Here is a 24,420-nt window from a genome sequence, read left to right on the forward strand (position 1 = left end):
CCATGAGCGAACAACAGCCAGTAACCGATATCCCGGGCATTGACCCCGACCGCCAGCGAGTGGCGCAGGAATACGCGCGTCTCCGCTATCGCTTGTTGGCCCTCGACCTGGCATTGAGCGCGGCCTATGTCCTCCTTTGGCTGTTCAGTGGCCTCTCGGTGGCGGTGCGCGAGCGGCTGGCAACTCTGTCTCAGTGGCCTCTATTCGTAGTGGCTGGATACACCATCGTCTTCTTTGCCGCCTATGGGCTCCTTCTGGCACCGCTGGGTTATTACAGTGGCTTTGTGCTGCCCCACCGCTATGGCCTCTCCACCCAGACCCGGCGTGGCTGGATCGTGGATATGGTCAAAAGCAGTGCCCTCGGTGGGGCCATGACCCTGCTGGTGATGGAAGTCCTGTACGCTTTGCTGCGGATGGCGCCTGAGACCTGGTGGCTTTATATGGCCGCTTTCCTGCTCTTCGTGCAGGTCGTCCTGGCGACGCTGGCCCCCATACTCATCATGCCCATCTTCTGGAAACTGCGCCCCTTGGCCGACGAGGTTCTGGCTGAGCGGCTGGAGAACTTAGCCCGTCGGGCGGGACAGAGGGTGCGCGGCGTCTTCGTGATGGATATGAGCACCCGCACGCGAGCGGCCAACGCCATGCTGATGGGACTCTTCGGCACCCGCCGCATCGTGCTGGGGGATACCTTGCTAGACCAATACACTCCCGATGAGATCGAGACCATCCTGGCCCACGAGTTGGCCCACCATGTGCACCATGACATCGGATGGAGCATCGTGTTGGACGTATTTCATACGATTATCGTCTTGTATTTGAGCCACCTGACCCTTCGTTGGGGGCTGGCGCGAGCGGGATTCGCTGCGCCGGGCGACGTGGCAGCATTCCCCATCCTGGCGGCAGTACTGGGTGGCTTCAGCGTCCTCACCACGCCGCTGACCAACGCCTACTCGCGCTGGCGGGAGAGCCTGGCGGACGGCTATGCACTAGTGATGACCGGCAACGCCAATGCCTTCATCTCCAGCGAGGTGAAATTGGTGAACCAGAACCTGGCTGTCCTTTGGCCAGAGGCTTGGGTTGAAGCCTTGCTGTACACCCATCCTGCGCCCGGACGGCGTATCACGCGGGCGATGGCATTTCAGAGAGAGAAAGAGGGCACGCAATGATCAGACCCGATGGCACATTCGATTTCCTCACCGAACTGATGACGGTCGTGGAGGACTTCTTGGCCGAATACGAGCGCTGCGAAGGCCCATTCCGCAACTCATTGGAGAAAGGGCTGGTAATCTCCTACGTCCTGGGTACTATGCGCCAGGACCTCGATGCTCTCTGGGAGGCGCTGGAAAGAGCACCCGTTTTCAGGGGCGTCTCACCGCGTCGGGCTTACGAGGAGTACGGTGAGGCAGGAGAGCCAGGGCCTGACCTCCTGGCGGCCATCCGCGAACGCGGTTGGGTGGAATAATTCCGCGTGGGAGCCGTCTCCAGATGGCGATCCGCTGGTCGCAGTCTGGAGATTACCCCCACTTAGGACAACTACAAGTTGTTCCGGTGGCGAGGCAAAAGGGACGGTCCGATACCTGCCCTTGATTCGTGCTTCTACCCCTCTTCTGGTTCATAGAGCGCTGGGCCGACAGGCACGCCTACCTTGGGCAAGCCAATCAAGAGCGGCGTGCCCACCACTGCTGCCCCTAAGGCGAAGGTCAGGCGTTCCACTGGAGCAATGAAAACCAGGGTGGCCCACAGTGCGCGAGGCAATTTGAACAGGTTCAGCGCTAACAGGTTCCCGACCGTCTGAGAAACCACGATGCCGGTCAGGGTAGTCAGGAACACCGCCACAAACAGCCGGGTGGGATTGGTACTGGATAGCCAGCCTTTGAAAACCGTCGCCAATAAACCTATGGCCACCACCCCCAGCAGGTAAACTGTGGGCATGAACCAGGCCTGACGCCCCAACGGAAAGAGATACCAGGCCAAGCCCAAGACGATGATCGCTACCAGTGGGACCAGCCATTGCCTGCGCATAGCGAAGCCAGCGGCGATCGCGCCCGCCGTGGGTACGAGGAAAGTGGGCGGTCCGGCCCAGAAGGTGTTCGGGGCGAGCAGTCCCCCGATGATGGAGCCGATGGCAGCACAGAGCCCCCCGGCTAGTGGCCCGAAAAACACACCTGACAACGAGACCAGCGCCGAAGCGATGCTGAATGAGCCACCCGTCCCCAATATGGGGAAGGATGGCAGAAGGCTGGCCGCCGCGAGTACCGCTGCCCACACTGCAATGACAGCCATGTGGACCGGCATAGATTTCCTCGACATTTCATTCCTCCTGAGTAGTATGCGTGAGTGCAAGCACCGATTTTGTTATCTCCGAATCCGCCCGCTCGAGCAGGTAATGACGCGCTGCCTCGACTAAAAGGGCGGTGGCAAACGGGATGGCATCCTCATCAATGTCGAAGTGTGACGTGTGGGTCTGGCGTGGCACACCGTCTTTCGGACGCGCTCCAACGAGGAAGTACACGCCTGGTACGTGGCGGGCCAACAAACCAAAATCCTCAGAGACGGGGCTGGGCTTTTCTGGCAACACGTGGAGTCCCAACACCTGTCCCGCCACGCGCCGGATCAATTCTGTCAAAGCAACGTCATTGACGGTGGCCGGATGACCACCGGAGATGCGCAACTCGTAATCTCCACCCTGACAACGGGTCAGTTCACAGGCTTCCCGCAATCCGTCCAGTATTTGCTGGCGCACCTGGGGGTTGAAACTGCGAATAGTGCCAGTCAACACGACGTGGTCGGCCAAGATATTGGATTTGCGCCCTCCCGAGATGGTGCCCACTGTGATCACGCCCACTTCCATAGGATCAATGCGCCGCGCCATAATGCTCTGGATCGCATTGACCACCTGGGCAGCCAGCACGATAGCGTCAATGCCGCGGTGCGGGTAAGCCCCATGACAAGCCTGGCCGAGGATAGCGAGTTCAAAAGTATCGGTGGCGGCCAGGATTGGCCCTGGCGAGACCAGCATCGTCCCCACAGGCGTATCACCCACCATATGCGCGGCCATCACTGCATCTACGCCCTCCATAACACCTGCCTCCAGGAGGCGTTGCGCTCCGCTTCGCCCTTCGTCGTCCACGGTCTCTTCGGCAGGCTGGAAGATCAGGCGCACTCGTCCAGGCAAATCCATTTCTCGTAGCAGGGATGCTGCACCCAACAATGCCGCCACGTGGGCATCGTGGCCACAAGCATGCATCACCCCAGGGACCTCAGAGGCGTAGGAGACGGTGTTTCGTTCCTGTATCGGTAGCGCATCCATGTCGGCTCGCAAGGCCACCGTAGGCCCCTCACCAGCCCCCACCTCGGCCACCACGCCTGTCCCGCCTACACCCATCTTGGGCGTGGTGCCCAAGACGGCAAGTTCGTCGGCCACGAGGCGCGCAGTCTCTACCTCCTGGAAGCCCAACTCTGGGTGGCGGTGGATACGCCGCCGAACGGAGACCAGGTGGTCTTGCAGTTGTTTAGCCTTTTCCAGTGTGGGGTGCACAGTAGTGACTCCTATCACCTTCTCTTCTGGCGAGAATACGTTCGCCCATTTCCCTGACGGTTAGCACGTCGCGTGGAAACCCCCATTTCTCAGGCATGGCCTGGGCCAGTTGCGTGATTTGTGGCGGCATCAAATGGGTGCGCTGAAGGAGGTGAGGTTGGGCGAAGACGCGCCGAGTGCTGTCATCTAAGATGATCTCCCCCTGGCACATGACAATCGTGCGCGGGGCGTATTCAGCCACGAGAGCCATATAATGCGTGACCATGACGATGGTGTGCCCAGCTTTGTTCAGGGTGCGAGCGATCTCCATGATCTGGTGGCAACCGCGATCGTCCTGGCCGGTTGTGGGTTCGTCCAAAAGAATGATCCGCGGTCGCATGGCCAGCACTGCAGCGATGACCACTTTAGCGCGGTCACCCTTGCATAGTGCGGGGGGGAACTCCCGTCGCTGTTGCTCCAGACCCACCAAGGCGATAGCCTCATCCGTGCGTGCCCTCACCTCTTCTGCGCTCAGCCCCAGGTTGGTTGGACCAAAGGCTACCTCTTTCTCCACCGTTTCAGCGAACAGTTGCTGGTCGGGGTTCTGCAGGACGAGTCCGGCCCGGGTCGCCAATTCGGCCACGGTAGCGTCGCGGGTGTCCAGCCCTTGCACGAGAACGCGTCCGCGCGTGGGAGTAAGCAGGCCGAGGATGTTCTTGAGCAGGGTGGTTTTGCCTGCACCGTTCTGGCCGATAATAGCCACGAACTCTCCTGGCTCAATGCTCAGGCTGACGTCGCGCAGGGCGACAGTGCCATGCGGCTGATAGACGTAATCCAAATGCTCCACCAAGATATCAGGAGTGGGAGCCACTTTCACCTCGTGATGGATAGTCATCAGCGTTAGGTGAATACAGCATAGGTGCAGCGGTAAGGCTCAACTCTTCCCCCAGCACAGCGATAGCCTCCGGCACAGTAACCGGGAACCTGGCCAAGGGTGCGCCGTGCTGGGCCAAATGCATTGCCAACTGCGATACTTGGGGCAAGCGTAACATCGCCTGAGCGTTCAATGTTGCGTCGGAGAATATTGCTGCTGGCGGGCCCTCTGCGATGAGTTCTCCCCGGTGTAAGACAAAAACGCGATCGGCAAACTCAGCCACTTCCTCCGCCCGGTCGGTGGCCATCACGACGGTCATGCCGTGTTGCCGGTTCAAGGCTTTCGTCACCGAGAAAATCTCATAACTGCCCACGGGGTCCAATTGCGAAGTGGCTTCGTCGAGCACTAACACTTCAGGCCGCATAGCCAAGGCAGCCGCAATGGCTAACCGTTGTTTCTCTCCGCCGGAGAGGGTGCTGGGCAGGCGATTTTCATAGCCCTCCAGCCGCACCACACGCAAGGCCCAGACAACACGTTGCAAGATCTCATCCCGCGGCAGACCCAGGTTCTCCGGACCAAATGCCACCTCGTGAAGCACGGTGGTGGTGAAAAGTTGCGTCTCTGGGTCCTCCAAGACGATGCCCACTCGCTGTGCCAGTTCTGGAACGCCGACTTGCTGCGTGTCGAACCCGCAAATGATGACAGAGCCACTCATTCGCCCTCCGCGGGAGTTAGGGAGGACACCGTTGAGTGTCTGGCAGAAGGTGCTCTTGCCAGCGCCGTTCTCGCCCAGAATGGCGACGAATTCCCCGCGATAGATGGTCAGCGTCAGATCGCGCAAGGCGTAGTCTTTGCCCCGCGGGTAGCGATACGATAGATTACGCACGATGATAACAGGCTCCCGGTCGTTCACGCTTTCTCCGATATTCGCCTCATAAGGCAAAATTCAGCGCCAGGATGCCAAGGCCATAGATGATGAGCATGATCAGGAAAATCCAATCCCAAGTGGTCATACGGATATCTTGGATGTAGGTGCGATTGCGCCACGCGCCGAAAGCGCGTGCATCCATAGCCACGGACATCAGTTGGGCCCGGCGCATAGCCCCAATGACCAGCGGAATGACCAATGGCGGGTAGGCGAGAATCTTCTGTAACATATTGCCTTTCTCAAACACGGTTAGGGCACGTAGCCGTTGGGCATCCATAATCGTGCGAGCCTCGTCGCGCAGGACAGGGACCAGGTTCAGTGCGGTGGTGATAGTGTAGGCGAGTTGGTAGGGTAGGCCCAGACGCACTAAACCCAAGACCAGGGAGTGTATCGGTGTAGTCAGAGTCACCAGTGGCAGGAGGGAGACCATAGCCAGGAGACGGGTAGCAAGCAGGAGCCCAAAGAGGATGCCCTCGCGCGTGAGGATACCCAGGCCACCGAAAAGGGGCACCCAGCGAGGGATTAGCGGACCAAAGTAGGCAGTAACGCCGGGGTAAAGGAACGCCTGCACGATCAAGAGGAAGGCAAGGAACCCGACCATAACCCGGTAGTAACCGTAAAGAACGCGCAGCGGCAAGCCCGCCCCTACCCAGATGAAGAATATCGTAACCAGGACGGTGGAAGCCGACCACAGATTGTTTGTCGCAAAAATCACTGCCGTGAAAATCGCCAGGAATGCGAGTTTGACTCGTGGGTCGATGCGGTGAAGGAAACTCTCACCTGCCTGATATTGCACAGCCACACTCATAGTACCGGTCTCTTCCGGGCCACAAACCGCCCCCAACCGCTCTGACCGACGAATTCGCCCTTTTGGACAACGACCCTTCCCCTTGAGAGCACTGTGTCCGGATAACCGCGCAGCCGCAGGCCCTCGTATGGGCAATAATCCACGTGTTGGTGCAGTGTCTGGTAGGAGAGCGTTACCTCGCGCTGCGGGTCGAAGATCACCAGGTCCGCATCGGCGCCGATAGCGATGCTGCCCTTCTGTGGTGCCAGGCCGAAAATGCGCGCCGGGGCGGTGCAACAAACCTCTACCCACCGCTGGAGGGAGAGACGACCTGCCCCCACTCCGAACGTGTAGAGAAGTGCCAGCCGTGTTTCTACACCGGGAATACCCCCGGGAATGCGCGAGAAGTCGTGGCGGCCCAGTTCCTTCTGTCCGACAAAGAAGAATGGGCAGTGGTCAGTCGCTACCACTTGGAGCACCCCATAGCGCAGTGCGTTCCACAACGCCTCCTGGTCAGCCGCCGAGCGGGGCGGTGGCGACATCACGAATTTAGCGCCCTCGAAGTCGGGGCGGTCGTATTCGTCTGCGGTCAGGAGGAGGTACTGCGGACAAGTTTCACCGTAAGCAGCCTGTCCCCGGGTCTGAGCACGTTCGACAACGGCAAGTGCCTCTTTGCAGGAAACATGAACGATGTACAGCGGTGTAGCGGTGAGGGCTGCAAGAGCCAGGACGCGGCCGGTGGCCTCGCCTTCCATCAAGGCTGGGCGGGTGAGAGGGTGGTAGCGGGGTTCGGTGTGCCCTTGGCGGCGGAAGCGCTCCACGAGGTATGCAATGGCGGCGTGATTTTCGGCGTGGACGATTGGCAGTGCGCCGTGTTGACCCAAGGCAGCGAGCACTCGCAGGAGTTGCTCATCTCGCAGCCGCAGGCCCTCGTAGGCCATGTACAGTTTGAAGGTGGTGCAACCCGCGTCTACGACCGCGGGTATCTCGGCCAGAGTCTCCTTGTCATCGTTGGCCAGCGTCATGTGCAGTCCATAGTCAATGGCCACGCGATCGTCGGCTTCGGCGCGGCGTGCCGCCAGAGCCTCCAAGAGGGACTGGCCACCCTTCGCCTCCACGAAGTCCACAATGGTCGTCGTGCCTCCGCAGGCAGCAGCGATGGTGCCAGTGGCGAAATCATCACTGGACACCGTGCCTGCGACGGGCAATTGCATGTGCACGTGGGGATCAATCGCCCCTGGGATGAGGTATTTGCCAGTCGCATCGAGGATGTTTTCACCGCGAAGGTCGTGTCCGATGGCAGCGATGCGTTCGCCGACGATGCCCACATCGGCCTGGTAGGTTTCCGCCGCGGTGACAATGGTGCTGCCTTTGATGACCGTGTCCAACGCTACACTCCTGTGCGTAGTATGGTCTTACCGCTGAGGCACCGAGTTCGCAGAGTTTCATCAATCTCTCTGCGACCTCAGCGTCTCCGCGGTTTTCATAAGCGCGCTTATTGTACAATAGTTGCGCAGAAGGGCGAAATGTGCGTGGAAACGCGCGGTTTGACACCCTGGCGGTTTGCCCCTATAATTGTGGCTGGTCATTATAGAATGTGGGCCGCTAGCTCAACTGGCAGAGCAACTGACTCTTAATCAGTGGGTTACAGGTTCGAGTCCTGTGCGGCTCATAAATACACGATATGTGGTATTTCTTTTCCCGCTCCCTACTACCCATGGTGGTAAGAAGGGAGCGTTGCTATGTGGGCGCCGAAAAAAGACCAACTGATTCGGCTAGTTTCCAGCAGCAGTTTGGGCATTGATGTAGCCGCGTTTCTGCTAGATCGGAAAGCGCGGGGGCTGTCTCCCCGGACTATCCAATATTACGGAGACGAACTGCACCACCTACGAGATTTGCTTGCAGACGCGGGGATTAGTGAGATCCTGGGTCTGACTTCTCACCACCTGCGAAACTATCCCCTGTACCTGGGCCGTACTCGCAATCCTGGCGGGGTGCATGCCGCCTATCGGGCGGTTAGGGCTTTTCTCAGCTGGCGGGAGATTGAAACCGAGCCGGACGGCTGGGTCAACCCCATACGCAAGGTGAGGCCGCCAAAGGTCCCGCAAATGCTGTTAGAGCCGCTTTACTCCTGTTACGTGATCCGCAGGGTGATAACGATCCCGTTCGCCACGTACAATTACCACTGAGTTTGACAGAAGCGCCCCGCGTGGAGTATACTATGCGCTGGAGGGATGGCAGAGCGGACGATTGCGACGGTCTTGAAAACCGTTGTGGGGTAACCCACCGGGGGTTCGAATCCCTCTCCCTCCGCAGCGGTTCACTTTCACAGCCGCACAGCGTGGGGAGGTGCCGGAGTGGTCGATCGGGGCCGCCTGCTAAGTGGTTGTAGGGCCAATAAGCTCTACCCAGGGTTCGAATCCCTGCCTCCCCGCTGGGTGCGCCCGTGTAGCTCAGGGGATAGAGCGCAGCGCTGCGGACGCTGAGGTCACAGGTTCGAGTCCTGCCACGGGTGCCTGAGGGTGCAATTGGCTTGAGCCAAGTCAGAGGGGGCTCTGTTTCAGGGAGCCCCTTTTGACGTGAAAGGCTTTCCAATCAGGCTGGGCAAGTCATTGAACCTCCAATGCTCGGCAAATATGTATATGATGGAATGCTCAGATTATCAGCCCCTGCAGGGCTGAAGCGGCCTGCCGGTAACAGGGGGCAGTTTATGGTGTGCCCCCAGGAGGGTTTATGAGAAGGACAGGGTGCGGTTTCACACACAAGGTTCTCCTTGTGTTCGCGCTCGCCCTGACCGCGCTTATCCCCGCCGGCTGTGGCCTGACCGCCGACAAAAGTGATTTTGCAGGCCCCGATTGGAGCCGGGGAAAGTTGCTGGGGAAGGCCACTATCAATAACCGCCCTGGTATTGCCTGGCATCCCGAGGACAGATGCGCCATTCTCACCTGGCTGACGAGGACGGAGGGTCAGTGGCACTTCCAGTTCGTCCGCATCAACGACGAAGGCCAGGTTGCCAGTTCCCGAACTCTGGCTTTAGCCCCCCATCAACCCAGTCACCCCAAACTTTTGCCCGACAGTCAAGGCGGTTTCCACCTCTTCTGGCTGGACCGCGAGAGAGAAGGCCGTCCAGGGGTTTATCACGCTCGCATCACCGCGGAAGGGGAGATCCTGTCCGGGCCACAGAGGCTTTCGGATGCGGAAAGTGAGATCACCGGCTATTCCGTTGCCGAAGCAATGGTCGGGGTTCTGGACATATTCTGGTCGGATGTTGCTGCAAGTATTCCGGGGCTTTATCACGCTCGCATAGGGACTTCGGGTGAGATGCTGCTGGCCCCGCGCGCTCTTGGCGCTGACGGAGAGCACCCCGCCTGCGCTGCGGACGCGAACGGGATCGTCCACTTAACCTGGCATAAGACTGGAACCGAGGGGGGAGAAGAGGTCTTCTATGCCACCTTTGATCCGCAAAACCTTCATTTCGGTGAATCCAGCCTGATCGCCGCGTTTCCTGGTGGCACTGGGGTGATCCTCTACCCACCGGAGATCGGGCTCGACTCCGGGCACGTGTACATCTTCTGGTCGCAAGAGCGCAGGGCAGGAGGGTTAACACCAGGCACTGCACAGACGTATTGCGCAATCTTCCCTATCGGCAACCCAAGTGTATATAAAGTGGTTGCTCTGGAGATTCCGGGGTCAGCACGACCGGAGTACGTGCCCGTTAGCGGTGCTTTCAATTATCAGCATCTCGGCTATTACCGCGAGGTCTCCGGAGAGATTGGCGTGGATGAGGAATTCATCCGCATCATTAGAGCGCCCGGATGTGAACGGCTTCCTTACGGATATGTGGTCCCATACCACATGACTGTTGAGTACACGTACATGCCCTGCCCCATTCCGGGCCAGCGGGAAGAGGTAGGGATAGTGGTCAGCAGCATGATGGCCCTGTCTGAACACGCTGAAGGTCTGGTGCAGATCGCCTTTGTGGTGCTGAAAGATGGCCGGTGGAAGGGCCTGGAAGTGGCGGGCGTAACTCGCTCGTCTTCTATGCGTCCGTTTGCAGTTACAGATGACCAGGGTGCCATTCATCTCGCCTGGCTGGACGCCGCTGGATTCGGAGTGTACGATGTGTACTACGCCAGCACTTCCCCCTCGGTGAAGAGTGCGCTAAATCGCATCACAGTCGAGGATATTATCACTTCCCTGGCGGGAAGGATCTGGGGCGCTGTAGCCGCGTTCTCTTTCTTCCCCATGCTGATCCTATGGCTGCTTCTGCCCTCTGTCTGGCTGGTCCTTTTCTACTTCTCCCAACCGGACAGCGACTTGCGGATCAAGAGCGGATGGGTCGGCCTGACCGTTGCCATATCACTCTATCTTCTATCCAAGTTGTTCGCGGTTCCGGCGTTTCTGAGATATGCCCCGCTCCTGGATGTTGTGGGGCCACAATTTGAGGACCTGATCGTCTTCGGCTTTCCCCTTCTGATCGCCGCCATCAGCCTGTTGGCGATGGGGGTCTACATCCGGCGCTCCGAACGCAAAGCGGTTCTGGTCGCCTTTGTCATATTTGCGGCGACCGACTCCATAATCTCGCTCGTGCTCTACGTACCCAGAGCCGTTGGCATATAGCAACTGGCTAATGGTGAGATCTTCCCATTCGGGGCAATCAATGCCGGATGTGCGCGAGAGTGCCTTCGCTCAGTATGTAGGCCAAAACTGCAATAAATAGAGCCGCGACGAGCATAAACAGGCCGAAGCAAAGCTGCATCAACCCTTTTGTGATTTTGTCCATGCCGTCCGCTGTCTTCTCTGTCCCTTTTGTCACCAAAAGCAATACCGTTACCACCATAGCCACGAGTCCTACTGCCGCGAGCAGTCGTGAACTGGTGATCGGGTCAAAGAGGGCCAGGAAACTCTGGAACAGGGCATCCACGACTCCCCCCTTTCTGATTGGTCTGTAACTGGCTTCTACCAATGAGGTGTCCGAAGCCGGTTATCAGGCCGCTCCTTCCACATACGCAGGTCGCGAGTGACCCATCCCATCTCTCTTGTTATATAGTATAACACAGGTTTTGGAAGATGTCAACGCTCGCGCAGCAATTGACAACTTTCGGCATAAATGGTATAATGTATATACAAAATCTCTGGAGATGTGCGGTGTCCATCAATATTGACCGCGCTAGCCCGATCCCACTCTACTATCAGATCCGCGAGCAATTGCGCGAGCAGATCGCGGAGGGCATCCTCAAACCTGGCGATGCCCTGCCAACCGAGGAGCAGATCTGCACCGAGTGTGGGGTCTCGCGTATGACGGCACGCCTGGCTCTCACACAGCTGGCGAATGAGGGGTTGGTTGTGCGCCGTCAAGGCAAGGGCACGTTCGTCGCCGCTCCGAAGGCCGTCTTCACGGGAGAGCGGTTCCCGCTGCTCAGTTACACCGAGATCCTGCAGCGGCTGGGTCTCAGAGCAGGGGCTCATATCCGTAGCCAGGAGGTGGTACCCGCGTCGCCGGGAGTGGCACGGCAATTGCAACTTGCAGTCGGTGAGCCGGTTGTCAAGATCGTGCGCCTGCGGTTAGCGGATGGAGAGCCAATGTCTTTAGAGACCTCCTTCTATCCCCATCACCGCTTCCCCACATTGGCTGAACAGGACCTGACCAACCACAGCATCTACCGCCTCTTAGAAAAAGAATACCATATCGTGCCCGCATACGCCGTGGAGACGACCGAACTATCGGTCTCCAGCGCTTACGAGGCGGAAGCGTTGGGGATCCGTGAAGGTGTGCCCATTGTTCTGTGCACTCGCCTCAGTTTCGACGCCGAAGAAAAGCCAATTGAGTTCACGCACACCGCTCACCGTGGCGACAGATTCCGTTCCGTTGTTCGCCTTTCGCGCCAACAGTTAGGTGAAACGCTATTGTAGAATATTCTTAGAAAAAGGAGGATCCAATGCCCGCATTTGAGTCTAAGGAAGCCCTGGAGAAAGTCCTGGCGAAGTTGGCCGAGTTGGTTCAAAGCGACCCGGCTTTCATCACCGCCAGCAAAGGCCAGACCCTCACTATTGGGTATGAGTTCCCCGATCTGGAGGTCTCCTTCTACACCAATTTCCTGAACGGCAAAGTGGAGGCAGGACTGGGTGAACCGCCTGAGGAGCCTATGATTCAACTGACTATGGACAGCGATGTCCTCGATGATGTCTTCACCGGCAAGGTGGCCGCGGCCAAGGCTGCGATGAAAGGCGATCTGGCATTCTCGGGCAATGTGATGGCCGCCATGCGCCTGCAGGGGCTAATGGCTGATTTCACACGCCTTTATCAGCAGGCGAAGAGCAGTGCGTAAGCGGCTGAATATCCTGATCACTGCCCAATTCGACGAAGAGGGCCTGGAGACCCTGCGTCGCTACGGCGAGGTAACCTACAGTTGTTTCGGCGATGAGTCGCGCGTATTGGCGGGGCAGAAACTGGTGCAGGCCCTTCAAGGCGTACACATCCTGGTTACCGAGGTGGATCAGGTCAAGAGATATGTCTTGGCCAAGACCCCCGATCTAAAGGTCATCGCCAGTTGTCGGGGTGACCCGGTCAACATTGACGTGGCCGCAGCGACGGAGCGGGGCATTCCAGTGCTGCGGGCCCCTGGCCGCAATGCCGATGCTGTGGCAGACCTGACGTTGCTTTTCATGCTCGCCCTCCTACGTCATTTCTTGCCCGTGGCCGCTATCCTGCGCCAGCCTGGCGACGGCATGGAGAAGTTGGCCCGCGCCTTTTTCGAGTACAAAGGTGTCGAACTGTGGGAGAAGACCGTGGGGCTGATCGGGTTGGGCGCTGTTGGACAGCGGGTAGCGAAACGGCTACAAGCCTTTGGGGCGCATGTGGTGGCTTACGACCCCTACGTCCCCGCCCACCAGGCTCACCAAATCGGCGTCTCTCTCGTAAGCCTCGACGCCCTATTGGCCACGTCCGACATCGTCAGCCTGCACACGGTGGTCACCGACGAAACGGCCGGCATGTTCGGCGAGCGGGAGTTCCGCCTGATGAAAAAAGGCGCGTATTTTGTCAATACTGCCCGCGCTGCTTTGACCGATGAGGGGGCGCTCTATCGTGCGTTGCGCGACGGGCATCTGGCGGGCGCAGCACTAGATGTGTTCGCCGACGAGCCACCGTCACCTAATCACCCGCTGCTCACTCTGCCAAACGTGATCGCCACACCGCACATCGGTGGCAACACGCGTGAAGTGGTGATTCATCAGACGCGATTGGTTGTCGCCGATTTGGTGCGTCTATTTGAGGGCCAGCGACCGGAGAACATTGTCAATCCCGAGGTGTTGGAGCACTTCCGCTGGCCATAGTGCAGTCGCACTTCCCAATGGAGGAATGGATGTGAAACGCGATTGTGTCGTGGCGCTCGATGCTGGTAGCGGCTCAGGTCGCACTGTGATCCTGGATCTGGAAGGAAATCTGCTTGGCGCAGCGGCCGAGGAGTGGACTTTCCACGTGCCCGCCGATGAACCCTTCGGTTCGGAGTTCGATCCGGGTGAGATGTGGACCACATTGGCGCGGACCACTCGACGGGCGTTGTCGCGAGCAGGAATAGCGCCGGATTTGGTATGCGCCATTAGTGCCACCAGCCAACGTGATGGCGTCGTTTTCCTCGACGCGCAGGGTAAAGAAGTTCATTGTAGCACAAACCGCGACGCCCGCGGAGTATTACACGCTGAAGAGATCGCCAGGCAATTTGGGGAATTGATTTACCGCACCTGCGGGCGTTGGCCGCTCGGACTGGATGCCGCGGCGCGGCTGTGGTGGTTCCGCATTCACCGCCCAGAGGTGTATGCACGCATAGCCAGGATCCAGATGATCAGCGATTGGCTGATCTACCGGCTGTGCGGTTGCACCTATTCGGAGCCAACCAATGCCAGCTCCTCGCTGCTCTTCGATGTCAGTCGCTGCCAGTGGTCGGAGGAGTTAGTCCGAGCGTTGGACTTCGCAACGGAGATCTGCCCCCCGTGCGCTTCCCCCGGCACAGTGGCGGGCACGCTGACCCCGCAAGCCGCCAAAGCCCTTAGCCTGCCAGTTGGCATTCCGGTTGCAATCGGGGCAGGCGATTCACAGGCTGCTTGTCTGGGCTGTGCTGCTTTCGACGACGGCACCACAACGGTCATCGCTGGGACCACTTTGCCCGTACAGATGGTGCTTTCCGCACCCGTCTTCGATGCACTCCACCGCGTGCACACTGGAGCCTATGTCGTGCCAGACCACTGGGTTCTGGAGAGCAATGGCGGCATAGCAGGGGCCGCCTACCGTTGGTTCTCAGAAACGTTCGCCCCTTCCGAGGCGGGTGGTCCAGACTTCGAGCGGCTGGAGCGCGAGGCAGCCACCGCCACCGCTGGTGGTGTGATGGCTGTGCTGGGACCGCAGGTGGCCGACTTCAGTTCACTGCCGTTCCCGCCGCCCTCGCTGTTCGTATTCCCCTTCGTCGGAGCGCTTGAGAGGCCCCTCACCCGGGGGATGTTCGCCCGCGCCGTCCTGGAGAACGTGGCCTACGCCACACGCGGCAACGTAGAGCAATTGGAGGAGATCAGCGGCAGGGTGGCTCTAAGTCTGAATCTGTGCGGGGGGCTGACACATTCGGCCACCTTGGTGCAAATCGTCGCCGATGTATGCAATCGCCCGGTGCGCGTGCCCCTGGTGCGCGAGGCCAGTAGCGTCGGAGCGGCCATCTGCGCCGCCGTGGGCGCGGGCGCGTTCCCAGATTTACGATCGGCTGCGCAGGCAATGGTCCACTGGGAGCCGCTGGTCGAGCCGGATCCGTCTTCTGCACGCCGCTACCGCGGCCTCTACCGGAAGTGGTTGGGATTGTTCGAGAAGGCACGCGGTTTACAGTAGCCAGTCAGAAATCCGCCTTCGATGCAAAGATTTCTGGAGGAGATAGAGTATGTCATCAGAAGAAGAATTGCGTCTGGAGATCGTGTCTATCCTCGAAGAACTGTTCGCTGCGCAATTGATCACTCCTACCGGTGGCAACCTCTCAGTGCGCATCACCGATGAAGAAGACGCTTTTCTCGTCACGCCGACTATGCTCTACAAGGGCGGGCTGAAGCCAGAGGACATCGTCAAAGTCAACAGCGCGGGCAAGCCTGCGAACCGCCGGCAGCGACCATCCGTCGAGACGCCTATGCATTTGGCGATCTACGCTGCGCGCTCCGACGTGGAGGGGATCATCCACAGCCATGCTCCGCTGAGCACTGCGCTGGGACTAGTAGGCGGCAAGATCCCGGCCATCACGGTGGACGCTGCGCCGTTCATTCATACCCAAATCGTTCCCTACGGATTGCCCGGCACACCCAAGTTAATTCAGAACGTGGTGCAGGCGTTGGAGCACAGCCCGGCGGTGCTGCTCCAGTGCCACGGTCTACTCACCGTTGGTTGGACTTTGCGCCAGGCAGCAAACCGAGCCTTGGCCCTGGAAGAGGTCGTTCGCATCTTGTTGGCCTGTCGTCTGTTTGGGCAAGAACCGGCTACCCTGCCGCAGGAGGCGCTTGCCTTCTTGCAAGCGGCAGGCGTGGCCTGAGCTGAGGGAGAAGATGAACAATGCCGAATGGCTACCGGGGAAAAGTCCTCTTCGTTGATCTTTCTACTGGCCGTATAGAGGCGGAGACCTTGCCCGAAGACGTCTATCGTCACTATCTGGGTGGCTATGGCCTGGGCGCGTACATACTTTACGAACGAATGCCTCGTGGAGCCGACCCACTCGGGCCGGACAATATCCTGGGGTTCCTGCCCGGGCTTCTCACTGGCAGCGGAGCGCTTTTCAGCGGGCGCTATATGGTTGTGGGCAAGTCGCCATTGACTGGGGGATGGGGCGATGCCAACTGCGGTGGACATTTCGGCCCAGCCCTGCGCGGCACAGGCTATGATGGGGTTTTCATCAGGGGTGCTGCGGAACATCCTGTGTACCTCTACGTGGATGCAGAGCGTGTGGAACTGCGCGACGCAGGAGAACTCTGGGGCCTGGACTCTGCTCAGACCCGGGAGACGATTCGCCAAGCCACTTCGCCCGATGTGCAGGTGGCGTGCATCGGCCCAGCGGGCGAGCAAGGCTCGCTCCTGGCAGCCATTGTCACGGATGGTGAGCGGATCGCGGCCCGCTGTGGCCTGGGTGCGGTGATGGGAGCCAAGCGGCTGAAAGCCGTCGCCGTGCGTGGCAAGGGGCACCCTCCTCTGGCCGACCCTCAGGCGTTTGGGAAAGCAAACGCAGTGTACCGCCGTCTGTTCCAGAGCCGTCCATCGCGCTGGGCCTCTCTTATCCCGGGCTTCCTCGCCCGCTTTCTGCCCCTCCTCCGCCGCCTCCGCGCCAGACTCAGTGGCGGACCGGTCCAGATGGTGATTGACTCCTATCGCCGCTACGGCACGGCAGCAGGGACCGCAGCCCTGGTCGAACTCGGTGACACACCGGTGCGCAATTGGACCGGCATCGGTTTCCGTGATTTCCCCCTCCCGCTCTCCGAACGGTTGAGCGATGAGGCGGTCATCCGCGACAAGATCAAGCCGTACGCCTGCCACTCCTGCCCGGTGGCTTGCGGCGGGATCATCCGTCTCCCCGATGGCACGACCGGCCGCAAGCCAGAATATGAGACCTTGGCCGCATTGGGCCCGTTGGTGATGAACAGCGATCTGCGGGTGGTGGAGCAATGCAACCAACTCTGCAACCTGGCAGGGCTGGACACTATCTCCGTGGGTGTGGCCATCGCCTTCGCTATGGAGTGCTACGAAAAGGGATGGCTGCCGCAAGAATTGGCCACTGAACTGCCTTTGCGCTGGGGCGATGGGGAAGCGCTCGTCGAACTGGTGCGCCGCATCGCACGGCGGGAGCCAGGCCTGGGGGAATGGCTGGCCGACGGGGTGCGACGGGCAGCGGAGCGCCTAGGGCCGGAGGCTCAAGCAGCCGCTATGCACGCTGGCGGACAGGAATTGGCAATGCACCGCGGCCTCTATGAGCCGAATGTGGCCTTGGGCTACCAGGTGGACCCTGCTCCCGGACGGCATACCTCGACCCTTTCTGGCATCGCCGGGGGACCGGCATTCGCTCCCTACTTTGCGTTGCAGGGGTGCAAGCCCGCTGCTCGCTACGACTACGCGGCCAAAGGCAAGACGATGGCGATCGTCATCTCGGTGCTGCGGGCCTTCGATTCCCTAGGATTATGTCACTTCGCGCTGATGATGGGATCCCCGCCCTTTCTGGAATGGCTGAACGCCGCCACCGGCTGGGGATTCGACGAGGCGGAGTTCTTCCGCGCCGGCAAGCGCATCCAGGTGCTACGTCACGTTTTCAACGCCCGCGAGGGATTGCCAGCCCAGTTCCCTCTTCCAGCCCGCGAGCGGGGCGAACCACCGCAGGAGATAGGGCCGGTGGCGGGCATAATACTGGATATGGAGGCAATGGCCAGGGGTTATTTTGAGGCCATGGGCATCGATCCGGCGACGGGCTGGCCGCTGTCGGAGATGGTGAAGGAGATTGATATTGACAGGGAGATATCAAGCAAATTATAATTATTAAACAGCAGCTCAAGAGGTCCGAACAAGTACAACTATAGTGTGCAAAAGGATGACGCGCACAGAGGAGGATAGCGTGAGTGAGGTACGACTACGATCACACTTAGACAGTCGTTCCCGTAGTATTCTCATGCTACTCCTGCAGTCTGAGATGCCATTGACTGCATCTGACATCGCGTCTCGGCTCAGCATGACCCCACGTACGGTGCGCTACAGACTTCGTGTTGCCGAAAAATGGTTGCAGAGTAGAGGCGCTCGCTTAGTAGCGAAACCCGGCTGGGGAACCCTAATTGATGCCCCTCGTCAGACCAAGAAACGTCTCATTAGAGAATTAAGCGGCCTGACTGGTTATGCCCCTCTATTGTCACGCACTGAGCGATTACATGTTCTTACCTTATACCTCTTGACTAGTAATCTGCCGTTGCTGGCCCAGCAAATGGCGTGCGAATTGAGCGTCTCGCGCAGCACTGTTTTGAAAGACCTGGACAGTGTTGCGAAATGGCTTCGGAAGTACGATCTCTCTCTGGTCAGGAGACCAAATTTTGGCTTCACGGTGAGCGGACGGGAGAAAGATTTTCAGGAAGCAATCGTGAACCTCTTGCTTGAGAGTATAGGGGAGGCCTTTTTACTGCCTTCATGCACAGGCTCTAAGGCGACCCAGTCGGCACTAACATGGAGTAACGCTGGTATTCAACATTATGCACGTGCGTTCCTCGACAATCTAGATTTGAGGCATTCTAGGTTATTAGTTGCACTGGCGGCAACCGATATTGATATGCGATTTACAGACAGAGCGTATATTGTCACTGTATTGCATCTCGCTATTCTAATGCAACGAGCTCGGCAGGGACGACACTTAGACGTTTCCCCCGAATTTATAGAACAAGTGAAGAAACGGCAGGAGTTCCTTGTGGCAAAGAAAGTGGCCGAAAGGGTCAAAGACTACACGGGTGTCTCACTTACCGAGTCAGATGTCGCTTACATTGCAATGCGGTTCTTGGGTGCCGAGAGAGCACAAGGCGTAGGTACTACCGCTGGGAAAAAAGCAGAGAACGAGGGGATTGCACCAGAGGTACCTACCATCGTTCGCACTATACTGGAGAGGGTTTCTTTTTCTTTGCACCCCTGTCTGCTGGTTGATCAAGAGTTGATTCACAACTTGGTGGCCGATCTGACATGGTTGCTAGAGCACCTGCGATATGACATGCCTATCAGAAACCCCCTATTGATGAACATTCGAAGACAGTATCCCCGTATCTATCAAGTTGCTTGGGAAAGTTGCACATTTCTTGGTGACAGGCTGAGAAAGCCAGTGCCAATGGAGGTCGTCGGCTACATTACTATGCACCTTGCAGCCGCAATGGAACGGTTACGTGTCCCTAGGCGGGCGAATCGACGGGTTTTAATCGTTTGTCATGCAGGTATCGCTACGGCCTCGCTGCTGGAGTCCAGAATACAAGCGGAGTTTCCCCAGGTCGAGATTGTGGGGGTGGTATCAGCCTCGGAAGTAGAGAAATCACCTGACTTGAGCGAGATAGACGCAATAATCTCCACCGTACCAGTGGAGGTCAGAGACCTCCCTACTATAGTGGTCAATCCTCTTTTGAACGATGAAAGTATAGCTAAACTCAGGGCGTTTCTAAGCAAAGAAGATGCCCCGATCGCTTCAAGAAAGCAGGCTGTGCTCTACAAAACGAATGAGCCCTCCTTGCCGCATCTCCTCACTGCTGATACAATTAGGCTTAAGATACCCGTTCATAGCTGGCCAGAAGTGGTTTCCCGAGCGGGTAAATTGCTGCTTGACATTGGAGCGATAGAAGCCAGCTACATCCAGGCAATGAAAGACATGATACTGCAATATGGTCCTTACATGGTCGCTTGGCCAGGGATCGCTCTGCTTCACGCGCTTCCCGAGAATGGAGTCAAGCAGGTATGCATGAGTCTGGTAACGTTGCGAGAACCGGTCGCCTTTGGGCATCCTAACCACGATCCGGTCGATATAGCCATTGCTCTGGGCGCTGTAGACAACTACTCACACCTGAAGGCGTTAGGACAACTACAGCAACTTTTGGAAACCCAGGAAGCCGTAGATAAGATCCATAATGCAGTCGACGTGTACCAGGTCGTAGATCTGATATCTAATTCGTTTTTTAATGAATGACCAACAACAGGAAGGGGAAGCACTTATGTGCCCGTGGTTTGCCGGTTTCGCTCAGGACGGCTATTGAATCCCCACTAGGGGATGCGCTATGTCTGAATTTTCTGCTGCTGAGAGTGTTCCCGGATGTCTCGAATCCATTTCTCCATGCCCTGCCTTGACTTGATCGCGTAAAGCCATCTCAGGCTGTACTGGGCATCTTTGCGCAAATCCGTCAAATATTCACCGTATTCTGCTTCCAGCCATTGTACCCACCCTGGCTTGATCCAAACCGGGGGATACTTGCCAAATGTAAATGCAACATAAATAAGGAATCCTGTCCAGACCATGCAGAGGGGCCAACCTAGAACTCTTAGCAACACCTGACGGTTGCCGTAACCTATAAGCAGAATCCCAACCGGCATAAAGGTATAGACAAGTTGAGATTGAGGTCTCCAATACCAGTTTTTGTAAACACCCAAACGGGCTAGTATGCCAAGCCCCAGGAACGCGCAACCAAGCAAAGAGATCATGGCATCACTAACCAACGTATCCAGAAGCCGCGTAGTTGTCATCCTCGTCTCCTTCAATTTCGTTGTGACGAGGTTAGAAAAATCCAATTGGTAGGCAACCGCCCCCCGTCCATTAAGGGCGGTTTTTGAACTTCTTCTCTTGTTCTTTGAAGAAATCCTCCAAGGGGCATTTCTCAGTGTTAAGACAGATTTTGGATTCAGTCTTGCTTAGATGCCTGTTAACGCGTCTGCATACGATATAAGGCCCGAACTTGGGTATCAAGCGGTATTCACACTCTTTCATAAAAGTTTCGCTCACTCTCGCGCAAGATCCACAAACTTGGAGCAAGGACATACACACATAGAGAAGAAAGGAAACTTTCCGCTAGGTTTCCCCAGGTCGCATAGTTGGATGCTAGTCTTCCATCGCTTTGAGACAGTCCAATATCTGCTGCTTGACAGGTCCAGTATTGGTGTTGGTCACAAATGGGACCCCATTGAACACCGGGCACCCCGGATCGGGAACGGGCGTTGTTGAAATAACGATGTCTGGCTTGTAATTTGGCAACTCATTTATCTTACACTTGATAAATTCCGCTCTGATGCCTTCGTTCGTCAGCCACTCTTTCACACGATTGGTAACAATCGTAGAGGTAGCTATGTTCGCTCCGCAACAGATAGCGATTGAATATTTCTTCTTCACGTGACCGCTCCTTTCCGTTTTCCCACGTTAATGCTGAGGTAGCGTCGTCACACTTCCCATAGCCTGCGCGTAGAAGACGATCTGTGCCGCCTTTTCTAGAGTGAGGACGTTCTTAACGGCGAGTTCGATGGTTTGTCCTGCAACCAACACCCCGTGGTTCTTCAGCAACACAGCATTTGCTTGCCCGAGCACCCTGCCTATGTTTTGTGCAAGGAGTTCAGTTCCCAAGGGTGCATACTCGGCACAAGGGACCGCGCCACCCAGTGTTTCCATGATTTCCAGAGCATACGGAATAGGCATCCCTGCTACTGCGAATGCTGTCGCGAAAGGGCTGTGCGAGTGGATGACACATTGCACATCAGGACGTAAGTTGTAAATGATCTTGTGCATTGGCACACCGGAGGACGGTTTGAGCTCACCGCGGATAACTTTTCCCTCGAAGTCCACAACTACAAGCATCTCTGGCGTTACTTGTCCAGCCTTAACACCCGCCGGGGTAATCAGCATCTGATCTGAATTGGGCAAACGCACACTCAGATTACCATCACGCTCGAGCAAACCGTGTTCGAGCAGTTCTCTCCCAGCCTTGGTCAATCTTTCTCTCAACTCTCTTTCTTTTTCATCCATAATACCCCCTCCAAGTCAGTCATTCTACAACTTGCAAGGGGCCAAACACACAAGGCCCCTTACAGGCATCTCTCCATCTTCCAAACAGGCAAGTATGACAAATTCACTTACTAACCAATTATTATATCCAGACCATGGGGAACTGTCAAAGCCCGCCCGTGCTAAGGGCTCGTAGGCGGTCTCACGTCCCCCATGGTCTGGTGTGACCATGCTCTACTTTTCAGCCTCCATATCAATTGCGGCGCAGCGAGCAGGTTCGTCCCGCACCCACCACCAGATCAGGAAGTAAGTAGCCAAGATAAAGATGCCCACGAGGAGCTGCCACATAGCCCCCTTTCCTACCAACGGCTGCATGATCAGGACCAGCACCCAAGGGAAGAATTGTCTGCCGGCTAGCATATCAGTGGCCAACATGCCCTCGGGTAGTTTGGCCCCAATCAGCTTGAACCCTTCGTGCGCGTATTCGGCAACTATTGTGGTCCCGTACAGAATGACGGCCATGATAAAGAGACCGCCGATCAGAGTGCGGACCACATTCCCCTTGGAAGGAGCTACCGCCCAACAGATGGGGAAGAAAATGGATGCCAGCATAGAGTAAGGCAGAGTCCCATTCCCAGGTAGGATTATCGCCAGCAGCAAAGTGATGGGCACCAAGAAATAAGACACAGCGAGAGTGGTGGGGTGACCCACGATCAGCGCCGCATCCATGCCAATATAGATCTCACGGCCAGGGAAACGCTGGGTAACATAGTCGCGGATGCCATCTGCCAAGGGGATCAGCCCCTCTACAATTAGGCTGATCACTCTGGGCATGATGATCAGACCAGCGGCCATAGTCACACCCAGTTTCAAGATTCCCTGCAAGTTGTACCTAGCCAGAGCACCAATGACGATGCCCATAATCAAACCAATAACCGAGGGTTCGCCGAATACGCCGAAGCGCTTCGCAAGATCCTCTGGGGTTGCCTTCCAGTCCCTGACACCTGGGATCTTATCCAACACCTTATTGATAGCGTAGACATAAGGCGCCCAAGCAATCGTGCCAGAATGCGCGAGTGTGATGCCAGGGATGTTAAAAGTTTGAGGGTCGGCACACGCCGGGTAAGCCCAGTCAGCCAACTTGTAAGTAACGTAAGCAGTCAAAACGGCAATGGCGAGGGAAAGCGGAACATTCTGGGTCAACAGGTAAGGGACTGCAGCAGCAAAAGCAAAGTGCCAGTAATTCCAGATGTCAATGTGGAAAGTCTTGGTAAGGTTAAGGGCTAACATAATGAGGTTCACTACTAGAATTAGGGGTATGATAAACATCGAGGTAGGAACCGCCCAGGTCATTGCCGCGAGGCCGCCGATATCCAGGGCCTTGAATTGTAAGTGCAAGTTATCTACCATGGCCTTGGCCGCAGGCCCCATACTTCCTGTGATTAGTGAGACGATAGTACTGATGCCGATCAAACCCATCCCGGTCATGAGACCAGCCTTGAATGATCGGCCAAATCCCTGGCGCATAACAAGGCCAAAGACGGTGATCACAATGGGCATCATCACTGGAGCCCCTGCATCCAGTAGCCATTTTACGACAGTTCTTACCGCTTCCATCGATCTACCCTCCTCTCAAATTGTAGAAATCGTCTTGCCAAAAATCAAATAACCCGTTATTTGTCGAATTGCATCACCTCCTTACACAACGCCAAAAGCTCGGTTTTGCTTATGACATGATCAATCCCACTTTCATTGCTTCCGGTGTCCCATGGATGCGGAAAGCCCTATCAATCTCCTCAAAAGGTAGCACTGGCCGGCGAATCTTAGATACTTGAACTCGACCACTGTTGATCAACTCGAGCGCGCGCTTGAAGTACTTAGGGCTGTAGCTGCGCGTGCCGGTCAGATGAATCTCTCGATAGTGAATCGTATTAGGTTCTACGGTGATTCTCAAGTCCTCAGGATAAGTGCCAGCATAAATATTGACAATGGAGTATACGCCGGCCATCTGTAAAGCTTGTTCTGTCGCAGCAGCTTGAGCACTGCCGCCCACAGTGACTATAACCACGTCCGCGCCGCGCCCGGATGGGCCCGGCGCCCATTTCGTCCAATGCCTGACCGCTTCGATGGGATCGGTCTTCGAAGCATTTATCACTATGTCAGCACCCATCTCCTTGGCTATATCACACCGACTTTGGATCAAATCAATGCCCATCACCTGGGCACCTAATAGATGGCATACCTGCACATGCATACAGCCCATAGGCCCAAGCCCTATCACAACCACCTTCTTACCTAGAGTGACTTTACTTCTCTCCTGGTCAGCCCTGAATATGCTCGCTAGTGGCTCCGTGACCGAAGCATCGCCGAACGATGTCCCCTCCGGGATCTCCAAAACAGAACTCTCTTTTACCACGGCGTACTCACCAAATCCGCCGTGATTATTCTGTAAGTTCTCGCAGTGAGAGTATAGAAACTCCCGGCAGTTCTCACACTGAAAGCACGGCGTCCACGACTGGGGTACAACGCGCATGCCCGGTTTAATTCTCTTCACATTTTTGCCCACTGCTTCAACAATACCAGCATACTCATGGCCTGGGTGCTGGGGTTTGTCAGGAGGAGGAGCTTTAACTAGCCCACGGAAGATTCTCAAATCGCTGGGGCAAACAGACGCTTCTTTCACGCGAATCAACACTTCGTCATCCTTAGGGACAATCATTGGTAGTTCTACAATTCGCACATCCCCCTCGCCGTATACTAGAGCACGTCGAAAGGTTTTGCCCATGACAAATCTCTTCCTCTCCGTGGTTGGGACTA

General features: G+C 57.0%; 23 protein-coding genes and 4 tRNA genes. 15 read left to right on the forward strand and 12 right to left on the reverse strand.

Annotated elements, in window-relative coordinates:
• Window positions 1-2: 2 nt before the first annotated feature.
• Together H5T64_08670 and H5T64_08675 are read left to right on the forward strand one after the other, a co-directional pair.
• Window positions 3-1,166: a M48 family metallopeptidase gene (locus tag H5T64_08670; GenBank protein MBC7264416.1), complete on the forward strand. Its 1,164-nt coding sequence runs from the start codon at window positions 3-5 to the stop codon at window positions 1,164-1,166.
• Window positions 1,163-1,462 carry a hypothetical protein gene (locus H5T64_08675; protein MBC7264417.1) on the forward strand — a complete coding sequence of 100 codons (300 nt, stop codon included), beginning with the start codon at window positions 1,163-1,165 and terminating at the stop codon, window positions 1,460-1,462. The genes H5T64_08670 and H5T64_08675 overlap by 4 nt, the downstream gene beginning before the upstream one ends.
• Window positions 1,463-1,596: 134 nt before the next feature.
• Here H5T64_08675 and H5T64_08680 read toward each other — a convergent pair whose 3' ends face one another.
• From H5T64_08680 to hydA, 6 genes are read right to left on the reverse strand one after another with little or no spacing between them, the layout of a single operon-like run.
• Window positions 1,597-2,310, reverse strand: a complete 714-nt coding sequence (locus H5T64_08680) for a hypothetical protein (GenBank protein MBC7264418.1) — start codon at window positions 2,308-2,310, stop codon at window positions 1,597-1,599.
• 1 nt (window position 2,311) lies between these two features.
• The gene (locus H5T64_08685; protein ID MBC7264419.1) at window positions 2,312-3,538 is read right to left on the reverse strand and encodes an amidohydrolase; all 1,227 of its coding nucleotides are present in this window, start codon (window positions 3,536-3,538) and stop codon (window positions 2,312-2,314) included.
• The gene (locus H5T64_08690; protein ID MBC7264420.1) at window positions 3,513-4,412 is read right to left on the reverse strand and encodes an ATP-binding cassette domain-containing protein; all 900 of its coding nucleotides are present in this window, start codon (window positions 4,410-4,412) and stop codon (window positions 3,513-3,515) included. The genes H5T64_08685 and H5T64_08690 overlap by 26 nt, the downstream gene beginning before the upstream one ends.
• Window positions 4,372-5,304 (reverse strand): ATP-binding cassette domain-containing protein, encoded by a 933-nt coding sequence (locus H5T64_08695; protein ID MBC7264421.1) that lies wholly within the window; start codon window positions 5,302-5,304, stop codon window positions 4,372-4,374. The genes H5T64_08690 and H5T64_08695 overlap by 41 nt, the downstream gene beginning before the upstream one ends.
• A gap of 19 nt (window positions 5,305-5,323) precedes the next feature.
• The gene (locus H5T64_08700; GenBank protein ID MBC7264422.1) at window positions 5,324-6,127 is read right to left on the reverse strand and encodes an energy-coupling factor transporter transmembrane protein EcfT; all 804 of its coding nucleotides are present in this window, start codon (window positions 6,125-6,127) and stop codon (window positions 5,324-5,326) included.
• On the reverse strand, window positions 6,124-7,494 hold the full coding sequence (gene hydA, locus H5T64_08705) for a dihydropyrimidinase (protein ID MBC7264423.1): 1,371 nt from the start codon (window positions 7,492-7,494) through the stop codon (window positions 6,124-6,126). Before hydA ends, H5T64_08700 begins: the two co-directional genes overlap by 4 nt.
• A 211-nt stretch (window positions 7,495-7,705) precedes the next feature.
• Here hydA and H5T64_08710 point away from each other — a divergent pair.
• From H5T64_08710 to H5T64_08735, 6 genes are all read left to right on the forward strand, one after another.
• A tRNA-Lys gene (locus tag H5T64_08710) sits at window positions 7,706-7,778 on the forward strand.
• 70 nt (window positions 7,779-7,848) lie between these two features.
• A complete protein-coding gene (locus tag H5T64_08715) occupies window positions 7,849-8,295 on the forward strand; it encodes a site-specific integrase (protein MBC7264424.1) in 447 nt (148 codons plus the stop codon).
• Between the two features lie 39 nt (window positions 8,296-8,334).
• A tRNA-Ser gene (locus H5T64_08720) sits at window positions 8,335-8,419 on the forward strand.
• Window positions 8,420-8,449: 30 nt separating this feature from the next.
• Window positions 8,450-8,540: transfer RNA gene (locus H5T64_08725), tRNA-Ser, on the forward strand.
• Window positions 8,541-8,548: 8 nt separating this feature from the next.
• Window positions 8,549-8,621: transfer RNA gene (locus H5T64_08730), tRNA-Arg, on the forward strand.
• Window positions 8,622-8,839: 218 nt separating this feature from the next.
• Entirely contained in the window at window positions 8,840-10,726 is a 1,887-nt protein-coding gene (locus H5T64_08735; protein MBC7264425.1) for a hypothetical protein, read from the forward strand.
• Window positions 10,727-10,763: 37 nt separating this feature from the next.
• Here the strand turns inward: H5T64_08735 and H5T64_08740 are convergent, their stop codons facing one another.
• Window positions 10,764-11,030 (reverse strand): hypothetical protein, encoded by a 267-nt coding sequence (locus H5T64_08740; GenBank protein ID MBC7264426.1) that lies wholly within the window; start codon window positions 11,028-11,030, stop codon window positions 10,764-10,766.
• Window positions 11,031-11,254: 224 nt separating this feature from the next.
• Here H5T64_08740 and H5T64_08745 point away from each other — a divergent pair, with 224 nt between their 5' ends.
• From H5T64_08745 to H5T64_08775, 7 genes are all read left to right on the forward strand, one after another.
• On the forward strand, window positions 11,255-12,019 hold the full coding sequence (locus H5T64_08745; GenBank protein MBC7264427.1) for a GntR family transcriptional regulator: 765 nt from the start codon (window positions 11,255-11,257) through the stop codon (window positions 12,017-12,019).
• Between the two features lie 26 nt (window positions 12,020-12,045).
• Window positions 12,046-12,435, forward strand: a complete 390-nt coding sequence (locus tag H5T64_08750; protein MBC7264428.1) for an SCP2 sterol-binding domain-containing protein — start codon at window positions 12,046-12,048, stop codon at window positions 12,433-12,435.
• Window positions 12,428-13,441 (forward strand): 3-phosphoglycerate dehydrogenase, encoded by a 1,014-nt coding sequence (locus H5T64_08755; GenBank protein ID MBC7264429.1) that lies wholly within the window; start codon window positions 12,428-12,430, stop codon window positions 13,439-13,441. Before H5T64_08750 ends, H5T64_08755 begins: the two co-directional genes overlap by 8 nt.
• A gap of 31 nt (window positions 13,442-13,472) precedes the next feature.
• Window positions 13,473-14,978 (forward strand): FGGY-family carbohydrate kinase, encoded by a 1,506-nt coding sequence (locus H5T64_08760; GenBank protein MBC7264430.1) that lies wholly within the window; start codon window positions 13,473-13,475, stop codon window positions 14,976-14,978.
• Between the two features lie 49 nt (window positions 14,979-15,027).
• Window positions 15,028-15,663, forward strand: coding sequence for a class II aldolase/adducin family protein (locus tag H5T64_08765; GenBank protein ID MBC7264431.1), 636 nt, complete (start codon window positions 15,028-15,030; stop codon window positions 15,661-15,663).
• Between the two features lie 20 nt (window positions 15,664-15,683).
• Window positions 15,684-17,642: an aldehyde ferredoxin oxidoreductase family protein gene (locus tag H5T64_08770; protein ID MBC7264432.1), complete on the forward strand. Its 1,959-nt coding sequence runs from the start codon at window positions 15,684-15,686 to the stop codon at window positions 17,640-17,642.
• Window positions 17,643-17,721: 79 nt separating this feature from the next.
• The gene (locus H5T64_08775) at window positions 17,722-19,806 is read left to right on the forward strand and encodes a BglG family transcription antiterminator (protein ID MBC7264433.1); all 2,085 of its coding nucleotides are present in this window, start codon (window positions 17,722-17,724) and stop codon (window positions 19,804-19,806) included.
• Window positions 19,807-19,892: 86 nt separating this feature from the next.
• Here H5T64_08775 and H5T64_08780 read toward each other — a convergent pair whose 3' ends face one another.
• The 5 genes from H5T64_08780 to H5T64_08800 all read right to left on the reverse strand — a co-directional run bounded on the left by H5T64_08780 (window position 19,893) and on the right by H5T64_08800 (window position 24,388).
• Window positions 19,893-20,357, reverse strand: coding sequence for a hypothetical protein (locus tag H5T64_08780; GenBank protein MBC7264434.1), 465 nt, complete (start codon window positions 20,355-20,357; stop codon window positions 19,893-19,895).
• A 352-nt stretch (window positions 20,358-20,709) separates the two neighbouring features.
• On the reverse strand, window positions 20,710-20,997 hold the full coding sequence (locus H5T64_08785) for a PTS sugar transporter subunit IIB (protein MBC7264435.1): 288 nt from the start codon (window positions 20,995-20,997) through the stop codon (window positions 20,710-20,712).
• A gap of 27 nt (window positions 20,998-21,024) precedes the next feature.
• Complete coding sequence (locus H5T64_08790) at window positions 21,025-21,624, reverse strand: class II aldolase/adducin family protein (protein ID MBC7264436.1); 600 nt, start codon at window positions 21,622-21,624, stop codon at window positions 21,025-21,027.
• Window positions 21,625-21,837: 213 nt separating this feature from the next.
• Window positions 21,838-23,220 (reverse strand): PTS galactitol transporter subunit IIC, encoded by a 1,383-nt coding sequence (locus H5T64_08795; protein ID MBC7264437.1) that lies wholly within the window; start codon window positions 23,218-23,220, stop codon window positions 21,838-21,840.
• 109 nt (window positions 23,221-23,329) lie between these two features.
• Window positions 23,330-24,388: an alcohol dehydrogenase catalytic domain-containing protein gene (locus H5T64_08800; protein ID MBC7264438.1), complete on the reverse strand. Its 1,059-nt coding sequence runs from the start codon at window positions 24,386-24,388 to the stop codon at window positions 23,330-23,332.
• Window positions 24,389-24,420: the final 32 nt, after the last annotated feature.

The organism is Chloroflexota bacterium, assembly GCA_014360825.1.
Classification (GTDB): domain Bacteria; phylum Chloroflexota; class Anaerolineae; order UBA2200; family JACIWT01; genus JACIWT01.

Bases quoted from the DNA above. Each gene is read 5' to 3' on its own strand.
- H5T64_08750 (MBC7264428.1), top strand. From the start codon at position 12,046: ATGCCCGCATTTGAGTCTAAGGAAGCCCTGGAGAAAGTCCTGGCGAAG.
- H5T64_08790 (MBC7264436.1), bottom strand. From the start codon at position 21,624: ATGGATGAAAAAGAAAGAGAGTTGAGAGAAAGATTGACCAAGGCTGGG.
- H5T64_08680 (MBC7264418.1), bottom strand. From the start codon at position 2,310: ATGTCGAGGAAATCTATGCCGGTCCACATGGCTGTCATTGCAGTGTGG.
- H5T64_08715 (MBC7264424.1), top strand. From the start codon at position 7,849: ATGTGGGCGCCGAAAAAAGACCAACTGATTCGGCTAGTTTCCAGCAGC.
- H5T64_08700 (MBC7264422.1), bottom strand. From the start codon at position 6,127: ATGAGTGTGGCTGTGCAATATCAGGCAGGTGAGAGTTTCCTTCACCGC.
- H5T64_08690 (MBC7264420.1), bottom strand. From the start codon at position 4,412: ATGACTATCCATCACGAGGTGAAAGTGGCTCCCACTCCTGATATCTTG.
- H5T64_08675 (MBC7264417.1), top strand. From the start codon at position 1,163: ATGATCAGACCCGATGGCACATTCGATTTCCTCACCGAACTGATGACG.
- H5T64_08670 (MBC7264416.1), top strand. From the start codon at position 3: ATGAGCGAACAACAGCCAGTAACCGATATCCCGGGCATTGACCCCGAC.
- H5T64_08765 (MBC7264431.1), top strand. From the start codon at position 15,028: ATGTCATCAGAAGAAGAATTGCGTCTGGAGATCGTGTCTATCCTCGAA.
- H5T64_08735 (MBC7264425.1), top strand. From the start codon at position 8,840: ATGAGAAGGACAGGGTGCGGTTTCACACACAAGGTTCTCCTTGTGTTC.
- H5T64_08800 (MBC7264438.1), bottom strand. From the start codon at position 24,388: ATGGGCAAAACCTTTCGACGTGCTCTAGTATACGGCGAGGGGGATGTG.
- H5T64_08795 (MBC7264437.1), bottom strand. From the start codon at position 23,220: ATGGAAGCGGTAAGAACTGTCGTAAAATGGCTACTGGATGCAGGGGCT.
- H5T64_08770 (MBC7264432.1), top strand. From the start codon at position 15,684: ATGCCGAATGGCTACCGGGGAAAAGTCCTCTTCGTTGATCTTTCTACT.
- H5T64_08780 (MBC7264434.1), bottom strand. From the start codon at position 20,357: ATGACAACTACGCGGCTTCTGGATACGTTGGTTAGTGATGCCATGATC.